Here is a 22,422-nt window from a genome sequence, read left to right as displayed (position 1 = left end):
TTAAAACTGTCAGGTTTATTTCGACACAAAAAAACGTACTAACACTAAAATTATTTTAGATCACTTATATGGTGTAAAAAAACATGAAGAAAATATTTTTTTTTATTTGCTTTTTTTTAGTTTTTAGCTCGGTAGAGAGCCAGGTGAAACATGATTCAGCGAAATTACGTAAAGAAATTTCGCTGAATTCATCTTGGGAAACTATTATCATAAGCGATTCTGTAAAACAGGAAGAAACTTTTGTGAGCAATCCTAAAATTGATTCGCAATGGCAAAAAACAGATGTGCCTCATAACTGGGACCAGTATTACGGTTACCGAAGAATGAAACACGGCAATTTGCACGGAACAGCCTGGTATCATAAAAGATTTAGTGTTGATAAAAAAGATAAAGGCAAACGCCTTTTTTTGTATTTTGAAGGGGTTAGTTCTTACGCTACAGTTTGGGTAAACGGAAAAAAAGTGGGCGCACATAAAGGTGGGCGCACGACTTTTACGATCGATATCACGAACGCCGTTTCTTTTGATGGGGAAAATAATATAATGGTCAAAGCAGAACATCCCTCTTTCATCGCAGATCTTCCTTGGGTTTGTGGAGGCTGTTCAGGCGAATGGGGATTTTCAGAAGGTTCTCAGCCAATGGGGATTTTCAGACCGGTTTCTTTAGTCGTTACTGATGAGGTTCGTATCGAGCCTTTTGGTGTTCATATCTGGAACGACAAATCAATTTCTAAAGAAAAAGCGATTCTTCATACTACAACTGAAATCAAAAATTACGGAAAGTCAAACCGTGATTTAACGATTGAAAATATACTGTTTGATGCTGGCGGAAAGAAAGTTGCTATAAGCAAAAGCGATATCAAAAATGTTTCAGGAGAAATAAAAGAAATAACACAGACGCTTCCGGAAATTTTAAATCCGAAATTATGGTCGCCGGCAAGTCCCTATTTATATCAGTTGGTGACTTCGGTTTATGAAAACGGAAAAAAAATAGACGAACTAATAACGCCATACGGAATCCGCTGGGTGAGTTGGCCAGTGAGTCGCGACGGAAAAGACAATCGGTTTTTTATTAATGATGAACCTCTGTTTGTAAACGGAACCTGCGAATACGAACATTTGATTGGTAAAAGCCATTCGTTTTCAGATCAGGAAATTCATGCTCGAATTGAACAAATAAAAGCAGCGGGATTTAATGCTTTTAGAGAAGCACATCAGCCTCATAATTTAGTATACCAAAAAGAATTAGACGAAAACGGAATCCTGTTTTGGAGTCAGTTTTCGGCACATATTTGGTACGACACACCAGAATTCAAGGAGAATTTCAAAACCTTATTACGAGAATGGATTAAGGAACGCAGAAACAGTCCGTCAGTGGTCATGTGGGGATTGCAGAATGAAAGCACGATTCCGAAGGAATTTGCAGAAGAATGCACGAAAATTATCCGTGAAATGGATCCGTTATCCGCTTCTCAAAGAATCGTACCGACTTGTAATGGTGGTGAAGGAACCGACTGGAATGTCGTTCAAAACTGGTCCGGAACGTATGGTGGTGATCCTTTAAAATACCATCTCGAAATAAGCACGCAACTCCTAAACGGAGAATACGGCGCGTGGCGTACAGCAGATTTACATACCGAAGGCGAATTTGATCAAAAAGGAATTTTGAGCGAAAACCGTTTTTCGCAATTAATGGAAATCAAAGTCCGTGAAGCCGAATCAGTAAAAGATAAAATAGCGGGACAATTTAACTGGCTTTTTGCCTCGCATGAAAATCCGGGACGTTCTCAAAATGGCGAAGGTTTTCGTGATATTGATAAAGTTGGCCCAATAAATTACAAAGGACTTTTTACCGTTTGGGGAGAACCACTTGACGCGTATTATATGTACCGCGCCAATTATGTTTCGAACAAAACAAATCCGATGGTTTATATCGTTTCGCATTCGTGGCCAAGCCGTTGGGATTCGCCAGGTATAAAAAACGGAATCGATATTTATTCGAATTGTGATGCCGTGGAATTGTTCAATGACGTCAATAAAAGTTCATTGGGTAAATTGAAAAATCCGGGTTTAGGAAAGCATTTTCAATGGAATAATGTCAATATTCAATACAATGTTTTGTATGCTGTGGGTTATGTAAATGGAAAAGCGGTTGCGAAAGATTATGTTGTTTTGAATACACTTCCAAAAGCACCCAATTTAAACGCATTATTTACCGACCAAACTGATATTACAAAAGCTAAAAAAGGATACAATTATATTTACAGAGTCAATTGCGGAGGTTCTGAATTTACAGATTCAACTGGAAATACCTGGTTGACGGATACACACAAAAGCGGTCAAAATACCTGGGGATCTTTATCGTGGACCGATAAATTTGAAAAATTGCCGGATTTTTATGCGAGTCAGCGTAGTACTTTCGACCCAATTTCGGGTACAAAAGATCAAACTTTATTTCAAAGTTTCAGATACGGAGCAGATCAATTGAGTTATGAATTTCCTACTGCTGATGGCGAATATTTAGTCGAATTGTATTTCACAGAACCGTGGTACGGAACTGGCGGCGGCTTAGATTGCAAAGGCTGGCGCTTGTTTGATGTGGCGATTAATGACAATGTCGTTTTGAAAGATTTTGATATTTGGTCAGAAGTTGGACACGACAAAGCTTTGAAGAAAACATTTGTGGTAAAAAGCAAAGGAGGAAAAATTAGAATTTCTTTTCCGAATGTAAAAGTGGGAGAAGCTATTATCTCAGCAATTGCGATCGCGACCAAAGATATTCACGCCAGACCGGCAGCTGAATCTCTTAAAAACATTCAGAATGTTACTTTTAATTCAGAGAATCAAATGAACTATAAAATCGGCTCATGGCTTGGTATTAATTCAAAACAACATTCAGATTCCGAAGTTGTTTTTACCCAATTACCGGCAGAAGTTTTTGGCGCAGATTATTTTCAGTTTTCCGTAAATTCAAAAGCTTTTGGTTCATTTGTAGCAAAAGAAGATTCAGATGTTTATCGATTTACTCGATCAAAAGATTCTATTTCAGGATACAAAAGAATGGATGAAATGGTTAAAAATTCAAAAGGAATGACGTTTTCTGTTTTACATAAAAAAGTAAAAAAAGGAGAAAAAATATTTTTCGAAAGTTGTTCAATAGCCGTTGTTCCAACTTATGATATGGGTGAAAAAGATGACTCGCGCCAGACCTTAGTTTTAGAAGCTGAAAATGCCAAAATAACAGGAACCGATATCGTAAAAGGAAATTTCAAAAAAGCCGATTATATTGAATTCACCAAAAAGACCAATAACAGCATTGAGTTTGAAGTAAAACCTGGCGTTGCCGGAATTTATTTAATGCGTTTCAAGTTCATGAACAGAAACGAAACGCCGTTAAAAGTAAAATTCAAAATGGAAGATGCGTACGGAATTTTGATGCGAAATGATACAATCGAATTTTTCCCGGCAACAGAAAAATGGAAAGTTTTGAATACGACTTCGGGAGGATATATTAATGCGGGTACTTATAAAATTACTTTGGAAGGGGATGATTTGAAAGGGTTGCTGTTGGATTCTTTTGAGTTTCAGTAGGAAGGCACAAAGGTTCAGAGGTACAAAGGCACAAAGGATTGTAGAGGCGCACAGCAGTGCGTCTATGCTCCAATTGTTGACGCATTGCGATAAACACAATCTTGTCATCCCGAGGAACGAGGGATCACACTAGAAACTCCGCATAGTAGGTCAACAATCTTTGTCGAATCCCGAGTGTGATTTCTCGTTCCTCGAAATGACAAAGCGTGGCGTAAATCATCAAAGAATAAAAAAATAATTGTAATGAATAAACATAAAAACATTCTACAAAAAACAACAATACTACTAGCATTATTACTCCTGGCAGCCTGCGCTACAAAAAGTAAAAATGCCAGAATCGTTGAAGATTTTAACAAAGACTGGAATTTCAAAATAGGAGATTATCCAACGGCTATTCAATCTGATTTTAATGCTTCGGATTGGAGAATGCTTCAATTGCCTCACGATTGGAGTATTGAAGGCGCTTTTGATAAAGACAGTAAAACAAAACAAGCACAAGGATTTTTGCCTGCGGGGATGGGTTGGTACCGCAAAACATTTACGATTCCGCAGGATTGGGAAAATAAAACGGTTTGTGTAGAATTTGATGGTGTTTTTAAAAACAGTGAAGTGTTTATAAACGGACATTCTTTAGGAATTCGCCCGAATGGTTATATTTCATTTTCTTATGAATTATCAAAATATTTGAAATTTGGAGGTCAGAATGTAATTGCCGTAAAAGTTGATAATTCGGCTCAGCCCAATTCAAGATGGTACACCGGTTCCGGAATTTATAGAAATGTGCGATTGGTGGCCAGCGATAAATTGCATGTGGAAGAGTGGGGAACTTTTGTAACGACACCTGATATTTCAACAGAAAAAGCTTCGGTTCATTTAGAGGTTGATGTGAAGAATGCTTCTGAAACGGAAAAGGAATTCAGAATGGTTTCTTCCATTTTAAATAAAAATAATGTTGAAGTCGCCCAAACCGAATCAACACAAAAAATAGCGGCCAATTCTTCTTCAAAAAATATTCAGAATTTCACATTAAAAAATCCGATTCTTTGGGATACAGAAAATACGTATTTGTATAAAATCGTTACTAAAATTTATGAGAAATCAACTTTAGTCGATAGTTACGAAACACCACTTGGAGTTCGTTATTTTAATTTTGATGCCGAGAAAGGGTTCTCCTTAAATGGAAAACCGATGAAAATTCTGGGAGTTTGTCTGCACCACGATAATGGCGCTTTGGGCGCTGTAGAAAATATTCATGCGGTGAAAAGAAAATTGACCATTTTAAAAGAAATGGGAACCAACGCGATCAGAATGTCACATAATCCGCATTCATTGGAAATGATGCAATTGTGTGATGAAATGGGTTTCATAGTTCAGGACGAGGCTTTTGATGTCTGGAAAAAGAAAAAAGTAACCAACGATTACCACAAAGATTGGGATGCGTGGCATAAAAAAGATTTGGAAGATTTCATCAAAAGAGATCGTAATCATCCATCAGTAATGATGTGGAGTATTGGAAACGAAATCAGGGAACAATTTGATAGTACCGGAATTGCAATTACCAGAGAATTGGCTCAAATTGTAAAAGCATTGGATAAAACACGTCCGGTGACTTCGGCCTTGACAGAAAATGTTATTGAGAAAAATTTCATTTATCAATCGGGTGCTTTGGATATTTTGGGATTCAATTATAAACATGAAGATTACAAAGATTTTCCAAAGCGTTTTAAAGGGCAAAAAATCATCGCTTCTGAAAGTGTTTCGGCTTTAGAAACGCGTGGTCATTATGATTTTCCTGCGGATGGCATTAAAGCTTGGCCAACAAAACATGGAGCTGCTTTTGACGGAAATGGAGATTGGACCGTTTCAGCCTTCGATCAGGTAAAATCATACTGGGGCGCGACGCACGAAGAAAACTGGAAGACGATCAAAAAACAGGATTTCATGGCGGGCACTTTTATCTGGACCGGTTTTGATTATATCGGTGAACCGGATCCGTATCCGTATCCGGCAAGAAGTTCTTATTTCGGAATTGTAGATTTAGCCGGTTTCCCAAAAGATGTCTATTTTATGTACCAAAGTGAATGGACAACTAAACCGGTTTTGCATATTTTTCCGCATTGGAATTGGAAGGAAGGACAAGAAGTTGACGTTTGGGCGTATTACAATAATGCTGATGAAGTTGAATTGTTTCTCAACGGAAAGTCATTAGGCAAAAAAGCAAAACAAAATGATGATTTGCATATTTCATGGCGCGTAAAATTTGAGCCTGGAACACTAAAAGCGATTTCCAGAAAAGACGGAAAAGTAGTTTTAGAAAAAGAAATTCATACCGCAGGAGCGGCTGCCAAAATAGATTTAAGCGCCAACAAACAAACGATCAAAAATGATAGCTACGATCTGGTTTACGTAACAGCTTCTATTACAGATAAAGACGGAAATCTTCTGCCAAATGCGAATGATTTAATCAATTTTGAAGTTTCAGGCGGAGGAAAATTAGTGGGCGTTGATAACGGTTATCAGGCTAATCTGGATTCTTTTAAAGCGAATTCCTGTAAATTGTTTAATGGTAAATGTATTGCGATTATTCAGTCGAATGGGAAGAATGAAAATATAAAATTTAAGGCTTCGGCGGGGAATGGGATTCCGGTTGCTACTTTAGATGTAGAAGTAAATTAAATTGTCAAATCTTATGTCGCCCCTCTGGGGCTTTGAGCCTAATTTTTATTATTTTCTATAAACATTACACTCCTCTGGAGTTTTCAAAATATACGATAGAAGATTTTTAGCTCTGGAAGAGCGAAATGTTTAAATCTCAAATACAAAACCAAAAAACTCCATTAGCAGTAATGGAGTTTTTTGAATTATATATGTTAATTTAAGTTTTTTCTTATGTCTAACTTATCCACGTTTCCCATTTTGTAATGATCTTCCATTTTCTATTTATTTTTTTTAAATAAATAGCTTTTCCATTTCCGCAAAGGCGTCCACAATGATAGCCTAATTGCACATATGCTTTTTGTTTGTCAAGAGAGAAAACAGGAATAGTCATTTCATAAAATCTAATTCGCTGACCTTTTTTATATTGTGTTTCTAATTTTTCAATTGTGATAGTGTTTAGCCTATTAATTAAATCCTTTTCAATTTTTAGTTTTTCCGGGTTTGAATTTTGTTTTAATAGATATAAAGAATCTTTAGATGAAAAAAAACTTTCTCCTTTTATTTTACTATTTATTAACTCGGTAATATAGATATCTTGAGGTGGCGGAGGTAGAGCTAATCCATCATTCCTTTTTTCCGGAATGTATATATTTAACCTCCTAAGTTCGTTACAAAACATAGTAGAGTCTTCACTTTTTAAAAATACATTCAAGCTGTCCTGAATTATGATTGCTTCAACTATTTCATTGATATTTTTAGTTTCTTCAGAAGCAATATTGGTTTCTTCTTTTTTGTTTTGACAATTGGAAAAAACAAAAATCATAACGATATAAAGAATATTTTTTTTCATCTACTTTGCTGATTACTATATTTGGATCAAGGTAAAAGTAAATTAAAATTGTCAAATCATATGTCGCTCCTTTGGGGCTTTGATCCTAATCTTTATTATTTTCTATAAATATTACACTCCACTGGAGTTTTCAAAATATACGATAGAAGATTTTTAGCTCTGGAAGAGCGAAATATTTATAGAAAAGAATTAACCAATTTATTAAAAGCTCCATAAGAGCGAAATGTTTAAATCTCAAAATAAAATATCAAAAACTCCATCAGCCGCGGCTGATGGAGTTTTCTGTTTTTAATGAATTAAAATTACAAAAAGTAAGATGATTCTATTCATATTTCAAATACTGTAAAACATCTGTTTTCGTAGCAGAATAAGCTCTTGAAAGAACAATAAGTAAAGTCAGAATTAATAAAACAGTAAAGCCTAAAAGGAAAGGAAATAAGCTGATATCTATTCTAAATGCAAAATTCTCCAGCCATTTGTTCAGTAAATAATAAACCGGAAACAAGGCTATTATAAAACCAATAATGCAATACAAAATGTACTGTTTGGATAATTCTTTCAATAAAACATTCGTTTCCGCGCCAAGTGTTTTTCTGATTGCGATTTCCTTCATTCGTCTTTGTATGGAGTAAGAAGCCAGTGCGAACAAACCAAATAAGGCTATCGCGATTACAATTATATTTAAAAGTGAAAACAAGTTCTTTTGCTTCGTGTAGGTTTCATAAGTTCTTGCATATTGCTTGTCTACAAAATCATATTGAAAAGGATATTCGGTATCTACTTTGGTGTTCCAGAATTTCTCGATATCGGCAATGCTATTTTCAATCTGATCTGATTTTAGTTTGACATACACTACATTCATACTCTCCGCCATATCTAAGGCTTTGATATGGAAAAAAGTCATGGGTACAACGGCAACTTCTGGACTTAATAAATTAAAATCTTTTACGATACCTATAATTTTCATCGGCTGATTTCCGATTTTAATTTCAGTATTAATAGGATCTTTAATGTTCATCAGTTTCAGAGCAGTTTCATTTATCAAAACAGAATTAGTAGTATCTGAAGCCAACTTGCTGTCGAAATCCCGTCCTTTCAGCACTTTGATTTTCATTAGGTCAAACATTCCAAAATCGACTCCAATTGCCTTTTGTTTGAACAGTTGTTCCTGATACCAAACTGGCGCTAAAGAATTGTCAGTTCCATTAAATGAAAGTAATCCTGTCGAAACGTTATCGACACCTTTTATTTTAGACAGTTCTTCTTTTATGGTATTGTATCGGCTGAAAATCTTCTTTCCAATTTCTTTACCTTCATAATAAGAAGAAGGAAGATGTAATGAAATGGCCAGAACCTGATCGCCTTTAAAACCTAAATCTTTATGGGTTAAATATTGTATTTGCTCGTATACGATATTAGAACCAATGATAAAAAAAGAAGCGATGGCAAATTGAAAAATCAGCATGCCGTTTCGAAACCAGATTCCATTTTTACTTCTTGAGAAGTTGCCTTTCAATACTTTTATGGTTTCAAAATTCGAAACATAAATGGCCGGAAATATTCCTGCAACTAAAATAGTGACAATAAAAATCAAAATTAATTGGAGATAAAATTGTCCGCCAACAATCATAAGATCTTTGCCTAAGAAGTTGTTGTAATAAGGCAAAGATAATTCTACAATAACTAAAGCCAATAAAATCGAAAACAAACTGATCAATACGGTTTCAAAAATAAACTGCAAAATAATATCACTTTTTGATGCACCCAAAATTTTGCGGATTCCAACTTCTTTGGCTCTTTTTATGGCATTGGCAGTTGCCATATTGATATAATTGACAATCGATAAAATTAGAATCAAAACCGATAAACCGGCCATGATTAGCAGAAATTGATAATTCCCTCTTCCTTCCGGATAACCCTCAACAATTGAATGTAATCTGGCTTTTGAAAGTGGTTCCATAAAAACTTTAAAGTGTCCCACTTTCTTTTCCATTTCGGCTGGTGACATTCCGGCTTCCCTGGAACTTTTCACAATGATTTCATCATAATAAACTTTTTCCAGCATTCGGATTGTCGCATCTACTTTTGAAGGGTCTTTTACTTTCAAAAGTATTTTTAAAACAAAAAGACCATTGTTTTTAGTCAAATCTGTCAAATCTTTCATTTGATTTAAAATGACATTTGGGGCAATGGAGGAACTTCCGGGAATGCGATATACAGCGCGAACGGTATACATGGCATTAAGACAATTTATTTGTTTGCCAATAGGGTTTTCAGTGCCAAAAATTCGTTTGGAAATAGCCTCAGAAAGGGCAATACTTGTTCCGTCTTTCAAAGCCGAAATTGCATTTCCATGAATAATCTCAAATGGAAAAAGAGAAAAGAAATCCTTTTCGACATTGATGATTTTATCAATGAATTCCTTTTTTCCGTTATAGCTGATTTTATCTTTCTGATACCAGCTATCGGCATAAACAATAGTTTCTACATTTGGATCATTTTCTAAATGGGCTTTTAAGCGAACCGAATTCTCGGCAACAGCAGGCATGTCACTTAGCTGAACCAAAACCTGATAAACCTTGTCTTTTTCAGAATTCCATTCATTGTAACTGTGTTCGTCGTTCCAATGAAGCAGGGCGAAAATTACACCCGCAATTCCCATTGATAATCCCAGAATATTAAGGAACGAAAACAGTTTGTTGTGCTTTAATTGGTAAATAAATATATTGATATAGTTTAGTATCATAGTTTGGTTATGGAGTTAAGAATAAAAAGAAGTGCCTTCTTTTTATTCATATTTCAGATATTTTAAAACGTCAATTTTGGTTACCTGATAGGCTTTTGCCAAAACAATAGTTAAGGTCAAAAACATTAAAGAAATAAGAGCAACAAAAAAAGGAAGGACAGGAATATCAATTCTGAAAGCAAAGTTTTCAAGCCATTTTCGCAGTAAAAGATAGGCTGGAATGATTCCGATGAAAAAACCAATCAGACAGAAAATCACATATTGTTTCGATAAATCCTTCAGTAAAATGTTGGTTTCAGCTCCTAATGTTTTTCTGATAGCAATTTCTCTCAACCTTCTTTCCATAGAAAAGGAAGCTAAAGCAAATAGTCCGAAAACAGCGATTAGAAGAACAATTCCGTTTAAGAGTGAAAATAACTGACTTTGGTTCTGATATTTTTTATACGTTCTGGCAAAGTTTCTATCCACAAAATTGTATTCAAAAGGATATTCGGCATCGACCTTTGTTTTCCAAAACTTTCCAATATCTTCAATGGTTTGAGACATATTATTTGGAGAAATTTTAACGGCGACCGTATGGATTTCATTTTGAGTCCATAATTGTGTTTTAATGTGAAAGAAAATCATTGGGCCAATTTGGTTTTCAAGCCCAAAATAATTAAAGTCTTTTACAATTCCGACTACCCTGTAATTGCCATCCTGCCAGTTGACTATCTTATTTATCGGGTCTTTCTCCAGTAATGTTTTCGCTGCAGTTTCATTTAATAAAACATTTGAAATTGTGTCTGAGGAAATTTTTTCGGTTAAATCACGTCCTTTTATCACTTGTATGTTCAGCAGCTTCAGCATTCCAAAATCAACGCCCATTTGCTGAGTTATGACCTCCGGATGACTTTTGTAATGTAAACCAGCCCATGAATTTTCTATACCTCCAATAGAAAATGATCCTGTAGAAACAGCTTCAACACCAGTAATTTTTTGAAGTTCTTGCTGAATTGCTTTATATCTTTCAAATTGTCCTCTTCCTTTTTTAGACTTAAATGAAATATCTATGACTTGCGATCCTTTAAAACCTAAATCTTTTTCAGCCATAAAATTTACCTGTTGGTACACAATAAAAGAGCCAATGATAAAAAAAGTGGCAATAGCAAATTGTAAAATCAACATTCCATTACGAAGCCATACACCGCTTTTGCTCCTCGAATAGTTTCCTTTTAAAACTTTCAACACTTCAAAATTGGAGATGTAGATCACAGGAATAACACCGGAAACAAAAACAACAAGAATGAAAACCAATACTAATTGAAGATAGAATTGGCTTCCGATCAGAATGAGGTTTTTGTTTAGTAAAGCGTTGTAAAAAGGCAGTGAAAGTTCTACGATTACCAATGCCAGCAATACGGAAAAAAGCGTAATCAGTATGGTTTCAAATACAAATTGAACAACAATTTGCAATTTTGAGGCACCAATAACTTTTCTGATACCTACTTCTTTAGCACGTTTTACAGCATTTGCAGTGGCGAGATTAATGTAATTGGCAATCGATAATAACAAAATAAGTATCGATAAACCTACCAGTATTCGCAAAAAAATCACATTAGCATTTCCTTCCGCAAACGGGGTATTTCCCTGATACAGTCTTGCTTTGGTAAGGGGCAATAACTCTGCTTTAAGAGGTTTGCCGTATCTTTTTATAAACGCTTCGAGAGATAAACCTTCTTTCTTTGCCTGTTTTTTGTAGTTTTCTTCAAGATAGATCTGATCCAGTTTTTTAATAACTGCAGTTGTGTCACTTTGCTTTTTTAGTTTAAGCATTAATCCATAATTCAAACCCCAGCTTTCTCTGTTTTTTTCTAAATCCTCTTCTATTATCGTTGTAACGGCAGAAGGCATCACGGAAGATTTGTCTGATAATCGATACACTCCCCGAACAACGAAAATTCGTTCAGCATATCTGACTTGTTTCCCCATCGGATTTTCGTCTTTAAACAACCGTGAAGCCGTTTCTTCAGAAATTGCAATGCTGTTGCGATCGTGAATAGCACTTTTTGCGCTGCCGCGAATAAATTCGAAAGGAAAAAAAGAAAAGAAACTGCTTTGTGCCGTAAGAATCTTATCAACTAACTCTGTTTTTCCCTGATATTGTATCGTTTCCTTCGAGTAATTATTTCTAAAATAACAATATTCATCTAAGTACGAAGTGGTCGATTTTAAAATAGGGGCTGGAACTGCTGAAGATACAGCCCAGATATTTCCGCCTCCAAGATTACTCATTACCGAATAGATTTTATCTTTTTCGGGATTCCATTGGTCATAGGAATGTTCCTCATTCCAATACAAAATTGCGAAAATCAATCCCGCAATTCCAATACTCAAACCCAAAACATTCAAAGTTGTAAAAAGCTTGTTGTTTTTGATGTGGTATATAAATATGTTGGTCCAGTTTTTTAGCATGACTTTAGTTGTTTAGAGTTGCTGCAAAAACATCGACATTTCTATTGTTCACTTTTTCAGAAAGTATAATCCCGTCTTTCATCAAAATAGTTTTTTGAGAGAAAGAAGCATCGTAATCGGAGTGGGTAACCATCAAAATGGTAGAACCGCTGGCATGCAGATCTGTCAATAATTCCATTACTTCATTACCATTTTTACTGTCCAGATTTCCTGTAGGTTCATCGGCCAAAATAATTTTTGGGTCATTGATTAATGCTCTTGCAACGGCCACACGTTGTTGCTGACCTCCGGAAAGTTGTTGCGGATAATGTTTCAAACGGTGCGAAATATTTAATATAGTGGCAATATCCTGTACTTTTTTCTTTCTTTCAGATGCAGGAACGTTGTTGTAAATAAGAGGTAATTCGATATTATCAAAAACAGTTAATTCATCAATTAAATTAAAATTCTGAAAGATGAAACCGATGTTTTCTTTTCTGGCTTTTGATTTTGCTTTTTCTTTTGTGCCAATCATTTCCTGACCCAATAATTGATAACTTCCACCAGAAGCACTGTCCAGTAAACCAATGATATTTAATAAAGTTGATTTTCCGCTTCCGGACGGTCCCATGATGGATATAAAATCGCCTTCGTTTACGGTTAATGAAATTTCGCTTAGCGCATTTGTTTCTACTTCTTCGGTTCTAAAAATTTTTGAAAGTTTTGTAATGTTGATCATAATTGTTGTTTTAGATTGATGTTTTTAATAATTTTTATTGAAGTAATAGAAACAAATTCGAAATTAAGATAATTCACAATATAGTTGTTAGCTCTCTATTTTTGTTACTTTTACCAACAATAATGTTTCACATATTTGATGATTTGTTAGTCTTAATGTGATTTTCATGCCAAAAATTTAAAGATTGTAACTGTCTTATTTTTAAAATTTTATTTTTTAAGAGAAATCAAAACTGTCCATTTTTGGACAGCTTTCGTCCAAAACCGAACAACAATGAAAAAAACAAATGCTTCAATTTTAATCATCGACGATCAGGAAGACATCCTTTTTGCGTCGAAAGTGTTCCTGAAAAAGTATTTTGAAGACATTTATACACTCAATAATCCGAAAAATATTGTCGAATTATTGTCGAAAAAAACTATCGATGTCGTTTTATTGGACATGAATTACCGAATTGGTTTTGAAGATGGAAGGGAGGGTTTGTATTTATTGAAAGAAATAAAAACGCTTTCGCCAAAAACCGTTGTAATTTTAATGACCGCTTTCGGGAAGGTTGAAACAGCCGTTGAAGGTTTAAAAAATGGTGCTTTTGATTATATCCTGAAACCCTGGGAAAACAAAAAACTGCTGAAATCTGTAAAACAAGCTGTTGATAAATCCAGAAAAGATCAAAAGAAAACCAAGAGCATCGAAGTCGAAAATGACTTTTTTGTTGGAACTTCTGAGATTATTAAAAAAGCGTATTCCCTTGCTGATAAAGTAGCGAAAACAGATGCAAATGTTTTAATTCTGGGTGAAAACGGAACCGGGAAATTTGTGTTGGCGCATCATATTTTTAGTCAGTCTGAAAGAAAAAATAATCCTTTTGTAGCGGTTGATTTAGGTTCGTTGAATTCGAATATTTTCGAAAGTGAATTGTTCGGATATGCCAAAGGTGCTTTTACAGATGCCAAACTGGACACGCCCGGACGTTTTGAAATGGCGCAAAACGGAACTATATTTTTAGATGAAATAGGGAATGTTCCGTTGCATCTGCAATCAAAGCTTTTACAGGTTATTCAAACCAAAACCGTAACAAGATTAGGAGAAACCAAACCCAGACCTTTAAACGTTAGAATTATTACCGCAACCAATTTAAATTTAAAGTTAGAAGTAGCCGATAAAAATTTCAGGGAAGATTTGTATTACCGAATCAATACCATGGAAATTGTTTTGCCTCCGTTGCGCGAACGAAATGAAGATAAAATCCCGCTAGCCGAATATCTTTTAGAAAAAATGATTTCAAAATACGGAAGAGACGAAATTACTTTCGACAAAAAAGTTTTGGAACAAATTGAAAAACATGCCTGGAACGGAAATATCCGCGAAATGGAAAATAAAATTGAACGCGCCGTTATTCTTTGTGAAAACAATAAAATCACGGTTGCTGATTTAGATTTAGAAACCATCACGACTTACGAAGAAAATGCGGATGATATTCAGCTTTCTTCTGTAGAGAAAGCTGCGGTTGAAAGGGCTTTGCTGAAGAACAATAATAATATCAGCAAAACAGCTGAAGAATTGGGTTTGTCAAGAGGGGCTTTGTACCGCCGTTTAGAGAAATACAACATCAATCTTAATTAATTATGTTTAAAACATTTCAGACATACAAGCTACTGTTTTTAAGATTGATTGCGATTGTTATCATGATCGAAATCGCTATTTATTTTTTTAAAATAGATTTGCTTTTTACGGGTGTCTTCGGGCTATTTGTTGTCTTTTTGCTGATTCGCGAAATGTATTTTTATGTTCGGAATTTTGTTTTGCTTTACGATAAAACGATTGCTTCCATCCTGCAGAATGATTTTACTTCCGATTTTTCTAATCATAAATTCAACACAAGCTACAATGATTTATTTCAATTATATGATACACTGAAAAACAAACAAAACGAGCAGGTTTCAAAAGACATTATTTACCGTTCGATTTTAAATAATATCGAAACCGGAATCATCATTTTGCAAAAACAGGATTCGGATTGGGATATCTTTTTAATGAATGAATATTTTTCGAAACAATTTAATGTTCCGAAGGTTTCAAAATGGAAATACCTCAAAAATCAGTTGCCATCGTTATGTGAAATTATTGAAGAAGATGATTTTCAGGAAGTAAAAACTTCTGTAGAAATCAGTATTAATGAGCAAAACAAGCAAACCTTTGTTTTGCAGGCTTCAAGAACAGAAATATTTGAAAAAGATTATTTTATTGTTTTGCTGGATTCCATTCAAAATGTAGTGGAAAAAAAAGAGAAAGATGCCTGGGTAAATTTGATGAAAGTGATTTCGCATGAGCTATTAAATTCGATAACGCCAATTCGATCAATTTGCCAGAATCTACAGGATTTAGTAGAACAAGATTCTTTATCGGCAGAAGATTTAGAAGATGTAAAAAACAGTGTCGAAACGATGTTGAGACGAAGTGATCATCTGCAAAAATTTGTTGAAGGTTACCGAAAACTCGCGATGCTGCCTTCTCCCAAAAAAGAAAAAATAGAATTACAGCATTTGATTGATAATGGCATTCAGGTTATGAATCCGTTGTTTAAGGAAAAAGGAATTGAAGTTGTAAAAGGAATTGGGTTTAAAAGTTCGATTAATGTAGATGCACAGCAAATCGAGCAGGTGCTGATCAACTTATTAACGAATTGCATTCATGCTTTAAAAGACATTCCTCAAAAACAGATTTTAATTTCGGCGGAAGCCAAAGACAATCGAACTTTCATCAGAATTACGGACAACGGACGCGGAATCGAAAAAGAAATAGAAGACAAAATATTCCTGCCATTTTTTACGACACGAAACGAAGGTGCCGGAATTGGCCTGACTTTATCCAAAAATATTATTGAAGCGCACGGCGGTTATATTTCGTATAAAAGTGAAGTTGGAAATACTAGTTTTGAGATTTGTTTGGTGGAAAATTGATTTTTAAGAATTTAAAGAAAAATAAAATTATATTAGCATTAACAAACCAACCAAAAACTAAAACCTTCCAATAAATGAATTTAAAACTTGATCTTAAAATTGCCTTAAAATATTCGTTATTTTTTTCTGTGTTTGTCCTTTTATTGAAAATAAATGATCACTTATCGTTAGATGAAAAATATTTTCCGACAGTAACACCTTTTAGTTACGTTAAATATTTCTATCAGATTTTTTTCGCCTTTTTAATTGTAAAAGCCTATTTAGAATATCTTAAACTCGGAAACAATTATAAGGATATTTTAGTGATTTCTTTTTTTGTTTTGTTTTTGACGGATCTTTTAAATTATCTAATTGATTTTAGCTTTTTTAAAATATTCTATGAGAGTATTCATATTCCGCATGGCGAAGGGCTACTGGGTCTTTTCGACCGGCCATTTATGTTGATGGAACCTCAGTTTAACTTTTTTTATGGGTCGATTCTTTTCCCTGTTCAAAATCTCTTTAATTCACTAATCTCAGGTGATTTCTTTGGAGTTTTAAATGTAATGCAAAATAAATTATTTGTTCTGTTGATTGTACTTTATTTATTCAATCTGTTTTTTCTTTTCAAAAAATACGGACAAAATAAATGGTATAGCGTAATTCCGATTCTTAATAAATTGACATTGCTGAAAATTGCCGAAAAACCTGTTCTTTGGATTATATTGGTATTTATTCCATTTGTCAGATACTTTTTTCTGTATTCCATTAATAAAAAAATTGCTAAAGAAAATGGATTTGATTCCAAATTAGCTCTCGGAATGACATTGTTGCCTTCTGTGTTTTATGGAAAAGTGAGTTTTAATGAAAACGAAATTCCTGTAACAGTATAAATCGGCTATCATTATATTTTAATCCGAAATAAAATTTATGGAAAAAAAGCTTTCTCCCCAACAAATAGAAGTCATAAAAGAAGCCCACTTAAAAGAAGATAAAGTCGCAATCGAAAATCAGGTTATCAAATTAATAGTTGCCGGATTTGATGAATATACCGCAGAATATCTTGTCAATAAAGTCATTAAAGAATATAGGGAAGAGCTTTTTAGAGACGCAGAAGAAAAGAAAGAAAACGAAAAAGAAAAACATATTGCAGATTGTGTTGTATTGTTTGCTTCTGTTTCTGGTTCTGTATTTGGAGTTACGAATCCAGCCTGGTATTTGTTTGTAGCTATCGTGTGCGGAATTGCAGGCTATTTGGGATACAATGAAAAGCCTTTGGCAGGAATGATTCGTTCGATAATTATTGCAGGATTATTTCCTGTAACATTTAATTTTTTCTTTGGAAACAGAAGTGAATTCAGATATATTGAGCTCTTGTTGCCACTAGGAATTTGCTTCATTGTTGGCTTTGGATTTCAATACCTAATCGGTAAAATGTTTTATCCCGATAAAGATTAAATTTTTATGATAGTAGCATTCGATACTTACTACTTTGACGGAAAAGCAAAAACTGTTTGTCTGGAATTTCAGGAATGGAATCAAAGTACAGATTTCAAAATTCACACAGAAATAATAGATAATGTAGCAGAATATATTCCGGGAGAATTTTACAAAAGAGAACTGCCTTGTATTTTGAGTTTATTAAATCAAATCGATTTAAAAAAGGTCGAAGCAATTGTGGTGGACGGATTTGTTTATTTAGATGATGAAAAGAAATATGGTTTAGGAGGTCATTTATACGAAAAACTGAATCAGGAAATTCCAATAATTGGCGTTGCTAAAACCAATTTTGCATCAATAGAAAAAGATAAAAGAAGTTTATTTAGAGGCGATAGTCAGAAACCGTTATATGTTACGGCAATTGGAATTGAATTGGATGATGCTTTCCAAAAAGTGGAAAGTATGGCCGGCGAATTTAGAATGCCAACTTTGCTAAAAGAAATGGACCGGTTAACAAAGGAAATATAAGTGCATACGAAGATTTAATTCATCTTAAGTAATATAAAATGCTATATGTCTTAAATTTGTAAGACTATAACTAAAATCAAAAACTATGGAAGACTCAAAAAAATCAGACAACTCAGTTTCTGATAAAACACCAAAAGTGACAGGAATTGGCGGGATTTTCTTTTTTTCAGATAATCCGAAAGAGACAAAAGATTGGTATGCGAAAAATTTAGGACTAGATGTAAATGATTGGGGTTCGACTTTTAAGTCCAGAAACATTAATAATCCGGATGAAATCGAAGCACTTCAGTGGAGTACTTTTAAGAAGGGAGATGACTATTTTGCACCGTCCAAAAAAGAGTTTATGATTAATTACAGAGTTCAGAATCTTGAAGGACTTTTGGAAAATCTAAAAGAAAACGGAGTAACCATTCTGGATGAAGTTGCCACTTACGATTACGGAAAATTTGTTCATATCATGGATGCCGATGGCAATAAAATAGAACTTTGGGAACCGATGTAAAAAGAATAGTTTTCATATAATTTCATAAAAAACTCCATAATTTGAAATGCCCCAAGAAGTTAGACATTGTCTGGGGGTATTTCAAATTATGGAGTTTTTGGTGGTTTACAATGGTTGATAAAGCATTTTACAAAAGATTTGAAGAAATTAATTCAAATTAATAAACTGATAATCAATGATTTGTATTTTTAATATTTTGTATCTTTGTTTATTAAAAAATATCTTCTTCCATACCATATACTTCCTTCATTTGATTTGTTTTTATTGTTGGTATTAATTAGTTGTACGCCATTCTCACATTGGAAGAAAGAATTCTATTAAACATCAAAAATTTAAGAAAATGGAACAAGACCTAGAACAAATTCGTGATCAACAAAAGCAATCCTGGAACAAATTTTCAGGAGGCTGGAAGAAATGGGATGAACTCGTAATGGATTTTTTAAAACCCATGGGAGATGAAATAATTCGGTTATTAAACCCACAGCATAATGATCTTATCCTCGATGTTGCGTCGGGCACTGGAGAGCCCGCATTGACCATTGCTGAAAAATTATCCGGAGGTAAAGTAATCATGACGGATCTTGCTGATGACATGCTGGCAATAGCCCGTGAAAATGCAGCTTCAAGAGGTATTAAAAATATTGAAACCGTTACCTGCGATGTGTGTGAACTTCCTTTTCCTGATAATACATTTGACGCTATAAGTTGTCGATTTGGATTTATGTTTTTTCCAGACATGCTATTAGCCGCCAAAGAGATGGTTCGTGTTCTTAAACCCGGAGGAAGAATTGCTACGGCTGTCTGGAATGTTCCCGAAAAGAATTTTTGGGTCACTGCTACTATGGGAACAATAAACAGAAATATGGAGCTTCCGGCCCCGCCTCCAGGTTCGCCGGGGATATTTCGTTGTGCCAAAGACGGATTTATTTCAGATTTATTTTTGCAAGCCGGATTGAAGAATGTTTCTCAGGTAGAAGTGTCAGGAAAATTGAACTGCAAAACAGTCGATGCTTATTGGGGTATGCAGACAGAAGTTGCTGCTCCTATAGTTGCTGCTCTTGCAAATGCCAATGATACTATGAAAGAAAAAATAAAAACCGAAACGTATGCCGCAGTTAATGAAAAATTTCCGGACGGGAATATTGTAATTGACTCAAGTGCTTTGGTGATTTATGGAGAGAAATAAAAAAAAGAAGCTGCCTCATTATCGAGACAGCTTCTTTTTTTATTGTCGAATTATCTTTACATATGCACTATAAGCATTGTCCTTAATTGAAGTTCTCAAATAAACTTCGTTTTCATCTTTGGTTTTTAAATCAAGTTGAATTAAAGCGGCATCTGAATAATAAAACAAGGACTCATCAACCGGAAATTCAAAATTTGAAATAGGCTGGGTTGTTAATTTTGCTTCGGCTGCTATCTCACCATTAGTTATGTCCAATTGAAAAAATTTCGCTTTACGGGTATAGCCCCAAATATTATCACTTTCTTCAATGATGTATTCGATAGTTTCATTTTTAAAATCCGTTTTCCAAAGCTGAGTTCCTGTTTTTGAATCAACAGCGTATACAGAAGAAACTTCCGGGCCTTGTGCTGCCAAATATATTTTTTTGTCTTTGCAAAATATACGTTCCTTAACATTATGTTGATTTTCATCGAATTTAAATTGCCATAAAATATCTGGTTTAGTAGAACTTAAAGCAAAAAGCACATTTTTTTCATTTGCTATAAATACATTTTCACCATCTGTAACTGGTTTTCCGTGCATCGTTTCTCCAAAGTCTTTTTGATAAATAAGTTTTCCTGTATTGGCATCAAAACTATATAAATAGTTCCCGCTTTGGGTAAAAACTTTGTTGTCAAAAAAGAGAACCGGAATATCGTTATTTGGCGAATCCAGCTTGTAGTTCCATAGTAAACTGCCGTCTTTTAAATTAAGAGCATAAATATTTTGATTTTGAGCTGTTATAAACAGTTTCCCATCCTGTATAATTGGAATTTGATCTTTTAAAACAATTTGATCTGTGCTATTGCCTATTCTTGATTTCCAAAAAACAGCACCGGTTTGGTTATCAATCGCAAAAATTTCGCCATTAATAAACGGAACGTATAGAACTCCATCATTTAGTGTTACTTTATTGGCACACATTTCAGTATGTGAATCTGTAGCTTTTACAGTCCAGGCAATTGTTTCAGATTCTAAATCAAATGTAAAAAGGGTACCATCATAATCATAAATTAGGATTAAAGCTTCGTCTAACGGAACTTTTTTAACCGGACTTATGGTTTTATTAGTGACCACATCACTAATGGCTGAAACTGTATTAGTAGCACTAGTTTCGACAGGTTGTGAAAGGGTTGGCGTTTGCCCAGACATATTTAGAACAGTAAATACAAATAAGAGCGCAATTAGGTTTTTTCTCATTTTTAAAATTTGGGGTTTATAAAAATTGATTGAGTATTGGTTAATGTATTGATATTTATTACTTTGAAGTTAATAAGCAAACCAGTATTCAGGTCAAATATAGTGAAAAAATATTATAGAGTTTTATAGGTTAAGGGTTCTTAAGAACCTGTTTACGAACCATTTTATACACGATTTTAAGAAGCTTTGCTGAAATAATTCCTGACTAGTTTGTCAACTTTATCCCTTTACAGTTTTGCCGAATTGAATTAATTTTAGACTAATATATAAATATGTAACTTTGAGAAACCTAACACTATAATGAGAATTAAAATTTATATTTTATTGATAGTAATTTTTTCCGGCAATTTGGTTTTATCTCAAAATAAAAAAAAGGAAATTATTAACTGCCTCAAAAAAGAAATGGAGGAGAAAAAAATTCCTGGCTGCCAGCTGGTTGTCCTTAAAGACAATAAGATTCTATTATCCGAAGCAGTTGGAGTTGCTAACATAGCATTTTCAATACCTGTGAAAACGAATACCATCTTTTCGATAAATTCTATCTCTAAAGTTTTTACCTCAGTTGCTATAATGCAATTACAAGAGCAAAATAAACTCAATATTAATGATCGTATTTCCCAATATATAGACTCTATTCCCGAAAATTGGAAAAAAATAACAATAAAACAATTGATGAGCCATACATCCGGGCTTCCGGATATTGAGGATGAGAAAGGTCTTATTGGAGACAAGGGACAAGATTCAGCGTGGTTAATGGTCAAAAAATTACCATTACAATCTGAAGTTGGAGAAAAGTTTAATTATAATGCTACCAACTATTATATTTTGCAACGTATTATTGAAAAATGCAGCGCTGTAGGATTTGAAAAATTTGTTCGCAAAAATCAGTTCGATGTCGTGGGAATGAAGGAGATATACTATGGAAATTCCTATGATGTAATTCAAAATAAATGCCCTACGTATAGCTACTATCATCAGGACAAAATAACGTATGAAAATATAAAGGGAACTAAATTAAAGGAAACATATGAAGAATTTCCATCAAAAATGATAACCGATGCCGGTGCATTTACCACAGCTGAGGAAATGGCAAAATGGATAATGGGTCTGCAATCAGGGAAACTTCTTAAAAAAAATGAGGATATCGATATTATTTGGGAGCCTGTAAAACTGAACAATGGATCTTATGATGGTTTTGGCGGACTTTTAAATGCGTATGCTTTAGGCTGGCCAGTAATTACCCGACAAAACCATCCCGCAGTTGCGCCTATAGGCGGTGGCCGTGCAGCCTTTATTATTTACCCAAAAGATAATCTTACAATCATTCTTTTTACAAATCTTACAGGCAGCTCTCCGGAAGAAATCATTGAAAAAATAGCAAAGCTTTATATTCCAGATATTGGTGATTAGAGTTGTTGGTTTGTTAACTGTTTTCTATAGAAAATTTAGAACATAAAAAAACGCTATTAGAAATAAGAGGGCACTGAAAAACATCCCTTATTTTAATCAGGTTTATTTTTTAGACAACAAAAAAACGCTTATAACGGGATTTAAAAAGATCCGTTGTAAGCG

Annotated in this window: 15 protein-coding genes; 10 read left to right on the top strand and 5 right to left on the bottom strand. The window is 34.2% G+C overall.

Annotated elements, in window-relative coordinates:
* Positions 1–83: 83 nt before the first annotated feature.
* Positions 84–3,590 carry a malectin domain-containing carbohydrate-binding protein gene (locus ASC72_RS06130; RefSeq protein ID WP_056188416.1) on the top strand — a complete coding sequence of 1,169 codons (3,507 nt, stop codon included), beginning with the start codon at positions 84–86 and terminating at the stop codon, positions 3,588–3,590.
* 243 nt (positions 3,591–3,833) lie between these two features.
* Positions 3,834–6,266, top strand: coding sequence for a sugar-binding domain-containing protein (locus tag ASC72_RS06125; protein WP_056188413.1), 2,433 nt, complete (start codon positions 3,834–3,836; stop codon positions 6,264–6,266).
* A gap of 217 nt (positions 6,267–6,483) precedes the next feature.
* Here the strand turns inward: ASC72_RS06125 and ASC72_RS06120 are convergent, their stop codons facing one another.
* The 4 genes from ASC72_RS06120 to ASC72_RS06105 all read right to left on the bottom strand — a co-directional run bounded on the left by ASC72_RS06120 (position 6,484) and on the right by ASC72_RS06105 (position 13,016).
* Positions 6,484–7,098 (bottom strand): hypothetical protein, encoded by a 615-nt coding sequence (locus tag ASC72_RS06120; RefSeq protein WP_056188410.1) that lies wholly within the window; start codon positions 7,096–7,098, stop codon positions 6,484–6,486.
* Between the two features lie 322 nt (positions 7,099–7,420).
* Entirely contained in the window at positions 7,421–9,844 is a 2,424-nt protein-coding gene (locus ASC72_RS06115) for an ABC transporter permease (RefSeq protein WP_056188407.1), read from the bottom strand.
* A 42-nt stretch (positions 9,845–9,886) separates the two neighbouring features.
* Positions 9,887–12,298, bottom strand: coding sequence for an ABC transporter permease (locus ASC72_RS06110; RefSeq protein ID WP_056188405.1), 2,412 nt, complete (start codon positions 12,296–12,298; stop codon positions 9,887–9,889).
* 4 nt (positions 12,299–12,302) lie between these two features.
* The gene (locus tag ASC72_RS06105; RefSeq protein WP_082564248.1) at positions 12,303–13,016 is read right to left on the bottom strand and encodes an ABC transporter ATP-binding protein; all 714 of its coding nucleotides are present in this window, start codon (positions 13,014–13,016) and stop codon (positions 12,303–12,305) included.
* A 273-nt stretch (positions 13,017–13,289) separates the two neighbouring features.
* Here ASC72_RS06105 and ASC72_RS06100 point away from each other — a divergent pair, with 273 nt between their 5' ends.
* The 7 genes from ASC72_RS06100 (at position 13,290) to ASC72_RS06070 (ending at position 19,611) form a co-directional block, all read left to right on the top strand.
* Positions 13,290–14,639, top strand: a complete 1,350-nt coding sequence (locus ASC72_RS06100; RefSeq protein WP_056188399.1) for a sigma-54 dependent transcriptional regulator — start codon at positions 13,290–13,292, stop codon at positions 14,637–14,639.
* A gap of 2 nt (positions 14,640–14,641) precedes the next feature.
* Positions 14,642–15,976 (top strand): PAS domain-containing sensor histidine kinase, encoded by a 1,335-nt coding sequence (locus tag ASC72_RS06095; protein ID WP_056188395.1) that lies wholly within the window; start codon positions 14,642–14,644, stop codon positions 15,974–15,976.
* Between the two features lie 74 nt (positions 15,977–16,050).
* Positions 16,051–16,848, top strand: a complete 798-nt coding sequence (locus ASC72_RS06090; protein ID WP_056188392.1) for a DUF5684 domain-containing protein — start codon at positions 16,051–16,053, stop codon at positions 16,846–16,848.
* Positions 16,849–16,885: 37 nt separating this feature from the next.
* On the top strand, positions 16,886–17,413 hold the full coding sequence (locus ASC72_RS06085; RefSeq protein ID WP_056188390.1) for a hypothetical protein: 528 nt from the start codon (positions 16,886–16,888) through the stop codon (positions 17,411–17,413).
* Between the two features lie 6 nt (positions 17,414–17,419).
* Positions 17,420–17,923 carry an endonuclease V gene (locus ASC72_RS06080; RefSeq protein ID WP_056188387.1) on the top strand — a complete coding sequence of 168 codons (504 nt, stop codon included), beginning with the start codon at positions 17,420–17,422 and terminating at the stop codon, positions 17,921–17,923.
* An 85-nt stretch (positions 17,924–18,008) separates the two neighbouring features.
* Positions 18,009–18,425, top strand: coding sequence for a VOC family protein (locus ASC72_RS06075; protein WP_056188384.1), 417 nt, complete (start codon positions 18,009–18,011; stop codon positions 18,423–18,425).
* Positions 18,426–18,765: 340 nt separating this feature from the next.
* Positions 18,766–19,611 carry a class I SAM-dependent methyltransferase gene (locus ASC72_RS06070; protein WP_056188382.1) on the top strand — a complete coding sequence of 282 codons (846 nt, stop codon included), beginning with the start codon at positions 18,766–18,768 and terminating at the stop codon, positions 19,609–19,611.
* 39 nt (positions 19,612–19,650) lie between these two features.
* Here the strand turns inward: ASC72_RS06070 and ASC72_RS06065 are convergent, their stop codons facing one another.
* The gene (locus ASC72_RS06065) at positions 19,651–20,850 is read right to left on the bottom strand and encodes a PQQ-binding-like beta-propeller repeat protein (RefSeq protein ID WP_056188380.1); all 1,200 of its coding nucleotides are present in this window, start codon (positions 20,848–20,850) and stop codon (positions 19,651–19,653) included.
* A 300-nt stretch (positions 20,851–21,150) separates the two neighbouring features.
* Here ASC72_RS06065 and ASC72_RS06060 point away from each other — a divergent pair, with 300 nt between their 5' ends.
* Positions 21,151–22,260, top strand: a complete 1,110-nt coding sequence (locus ASC72_RS06060; protein WP_056188376.1) for a serine hydrolase — start codon at positions 21,151–21,153, stop codon at positions 22,258–22,260.
* Positions 22,261–22,422: the final 162 nt, after the last annotated feature.

The organism is Flavobacterium sp. Root420, assembly GCF_001427905.1.
In the GTDB taxonomy this organism is placed as follows: domain Bacteria; phylum Bacteroidota; class Bacteroidia; order Flavobacteriales; family Flavobacteriaceae; genus Flavobacterium.
This window is presented reverse-complemented; position numbering and strand designations above follow the sequence as displayed.

Bases quoted from the DNA above. Each gene is read 5' to 3' on its own strand.
- ASC72_RS06065 (WP_056188380.1), bottom strand. From the start codon at position 20,850: ATGAGAAAAAACCTAATTGCGCTCTTATTTGTATTTACTGTTCTAAAT.
- ASC72_RS06105 (WP_082564248.1), bottom strand. From the start codon at position 13,016: ATGATCAACATTACAAAACTTTCAAAAATTTTTAGAACCGAAGAAGTA.
- ASC72_RS06075 (WP_056188384.1), top strand. From the start codon at position 18,009: ATGGAAGACTCAAAAAAATCAGACAACTCAGTTTCTGATAAAACACCA.
- ASC72_RS06060 (WP_056188376.1), top strand. From the start codon at position 21,151: ATGAGAATTAAAATTTATATTTTATTGATAGTAATTTTTTCCGGCAAT.
- ASC72_RS06100 (WP_056188399.1), top strand. From the start codon at position 13,290: ATGAAAAAAACAAATGCTTCAATTTTAATCATCGACGATCAGGAAGAC.
- ASC72_RS06070 (WP_056188382.1), top strand. From the start codon at position 18,766: ATGGAACAAGACCTAGAACAAATTCGTGATCAACAAAAGCAATCCTGG.
- ASC72_RS06085 (WP_056188390.1), top strand. From the start codon at position 16,886: ATGGAAAAAAAGCTTTCTCCCCAACAAATAGAAGTCATAAAAGAAGCC.
- ASC72_RS06125 (WP_056188413.1), top strand. From the start codon at position 3,834: ATGAATAAACATAAAAACATTCTACAAAAAACAACAATACTACTAGCA.
- ASC72_RS06110 (WP_056188405.1), bottom strand. From the start codon at position 12,298: ATGCTAAAAAACTGGACCAACATATTTATATACCACATCAAAAACAAC.
- ASC72_RS06120 (WP_056188410.1), bottom strand. From the start codon at position 7,098: ATGAAAAAAAATATTCTTTATATCGTTATGATTTTTGTTTTTTCCAAT.
- ASC72_RS06115 (WP_056188407.1), bottom strand. From the start codon at position 9,844: ATGATACTAAACTATATCAATATATTTATTTACCAATTAAAGCACAAC.
- ASC72_RS06090 (WP_056188392.1), top strand. From the start codon at position 16,051: ATGAATTTAAAACTTGATCTTAAAATTGCCTTAAAATATTCGTTATTT.
- ASC72_RS06080 (WP_056188387.1), top strand. From the start codon at position 17,420: ATGATAGTAGCATTCGATACTTACTACTTTGACGGAAAAGCAAAAACT.
- ASC72_RS06130 (WP_056188416.1), top strand. From the start codon at position 84: ATGAAGAAAATATTTTTTTTTATTTGCTTTTTTTTAGTTTTTAGCTCG.
- ASC72_RS06095 (WP_056188395.1), top strand. From the start codon at position 14,642: ATGTTTAAAACATTTCAGACATACAAGCTACTGTTTTTAAGATTGATT.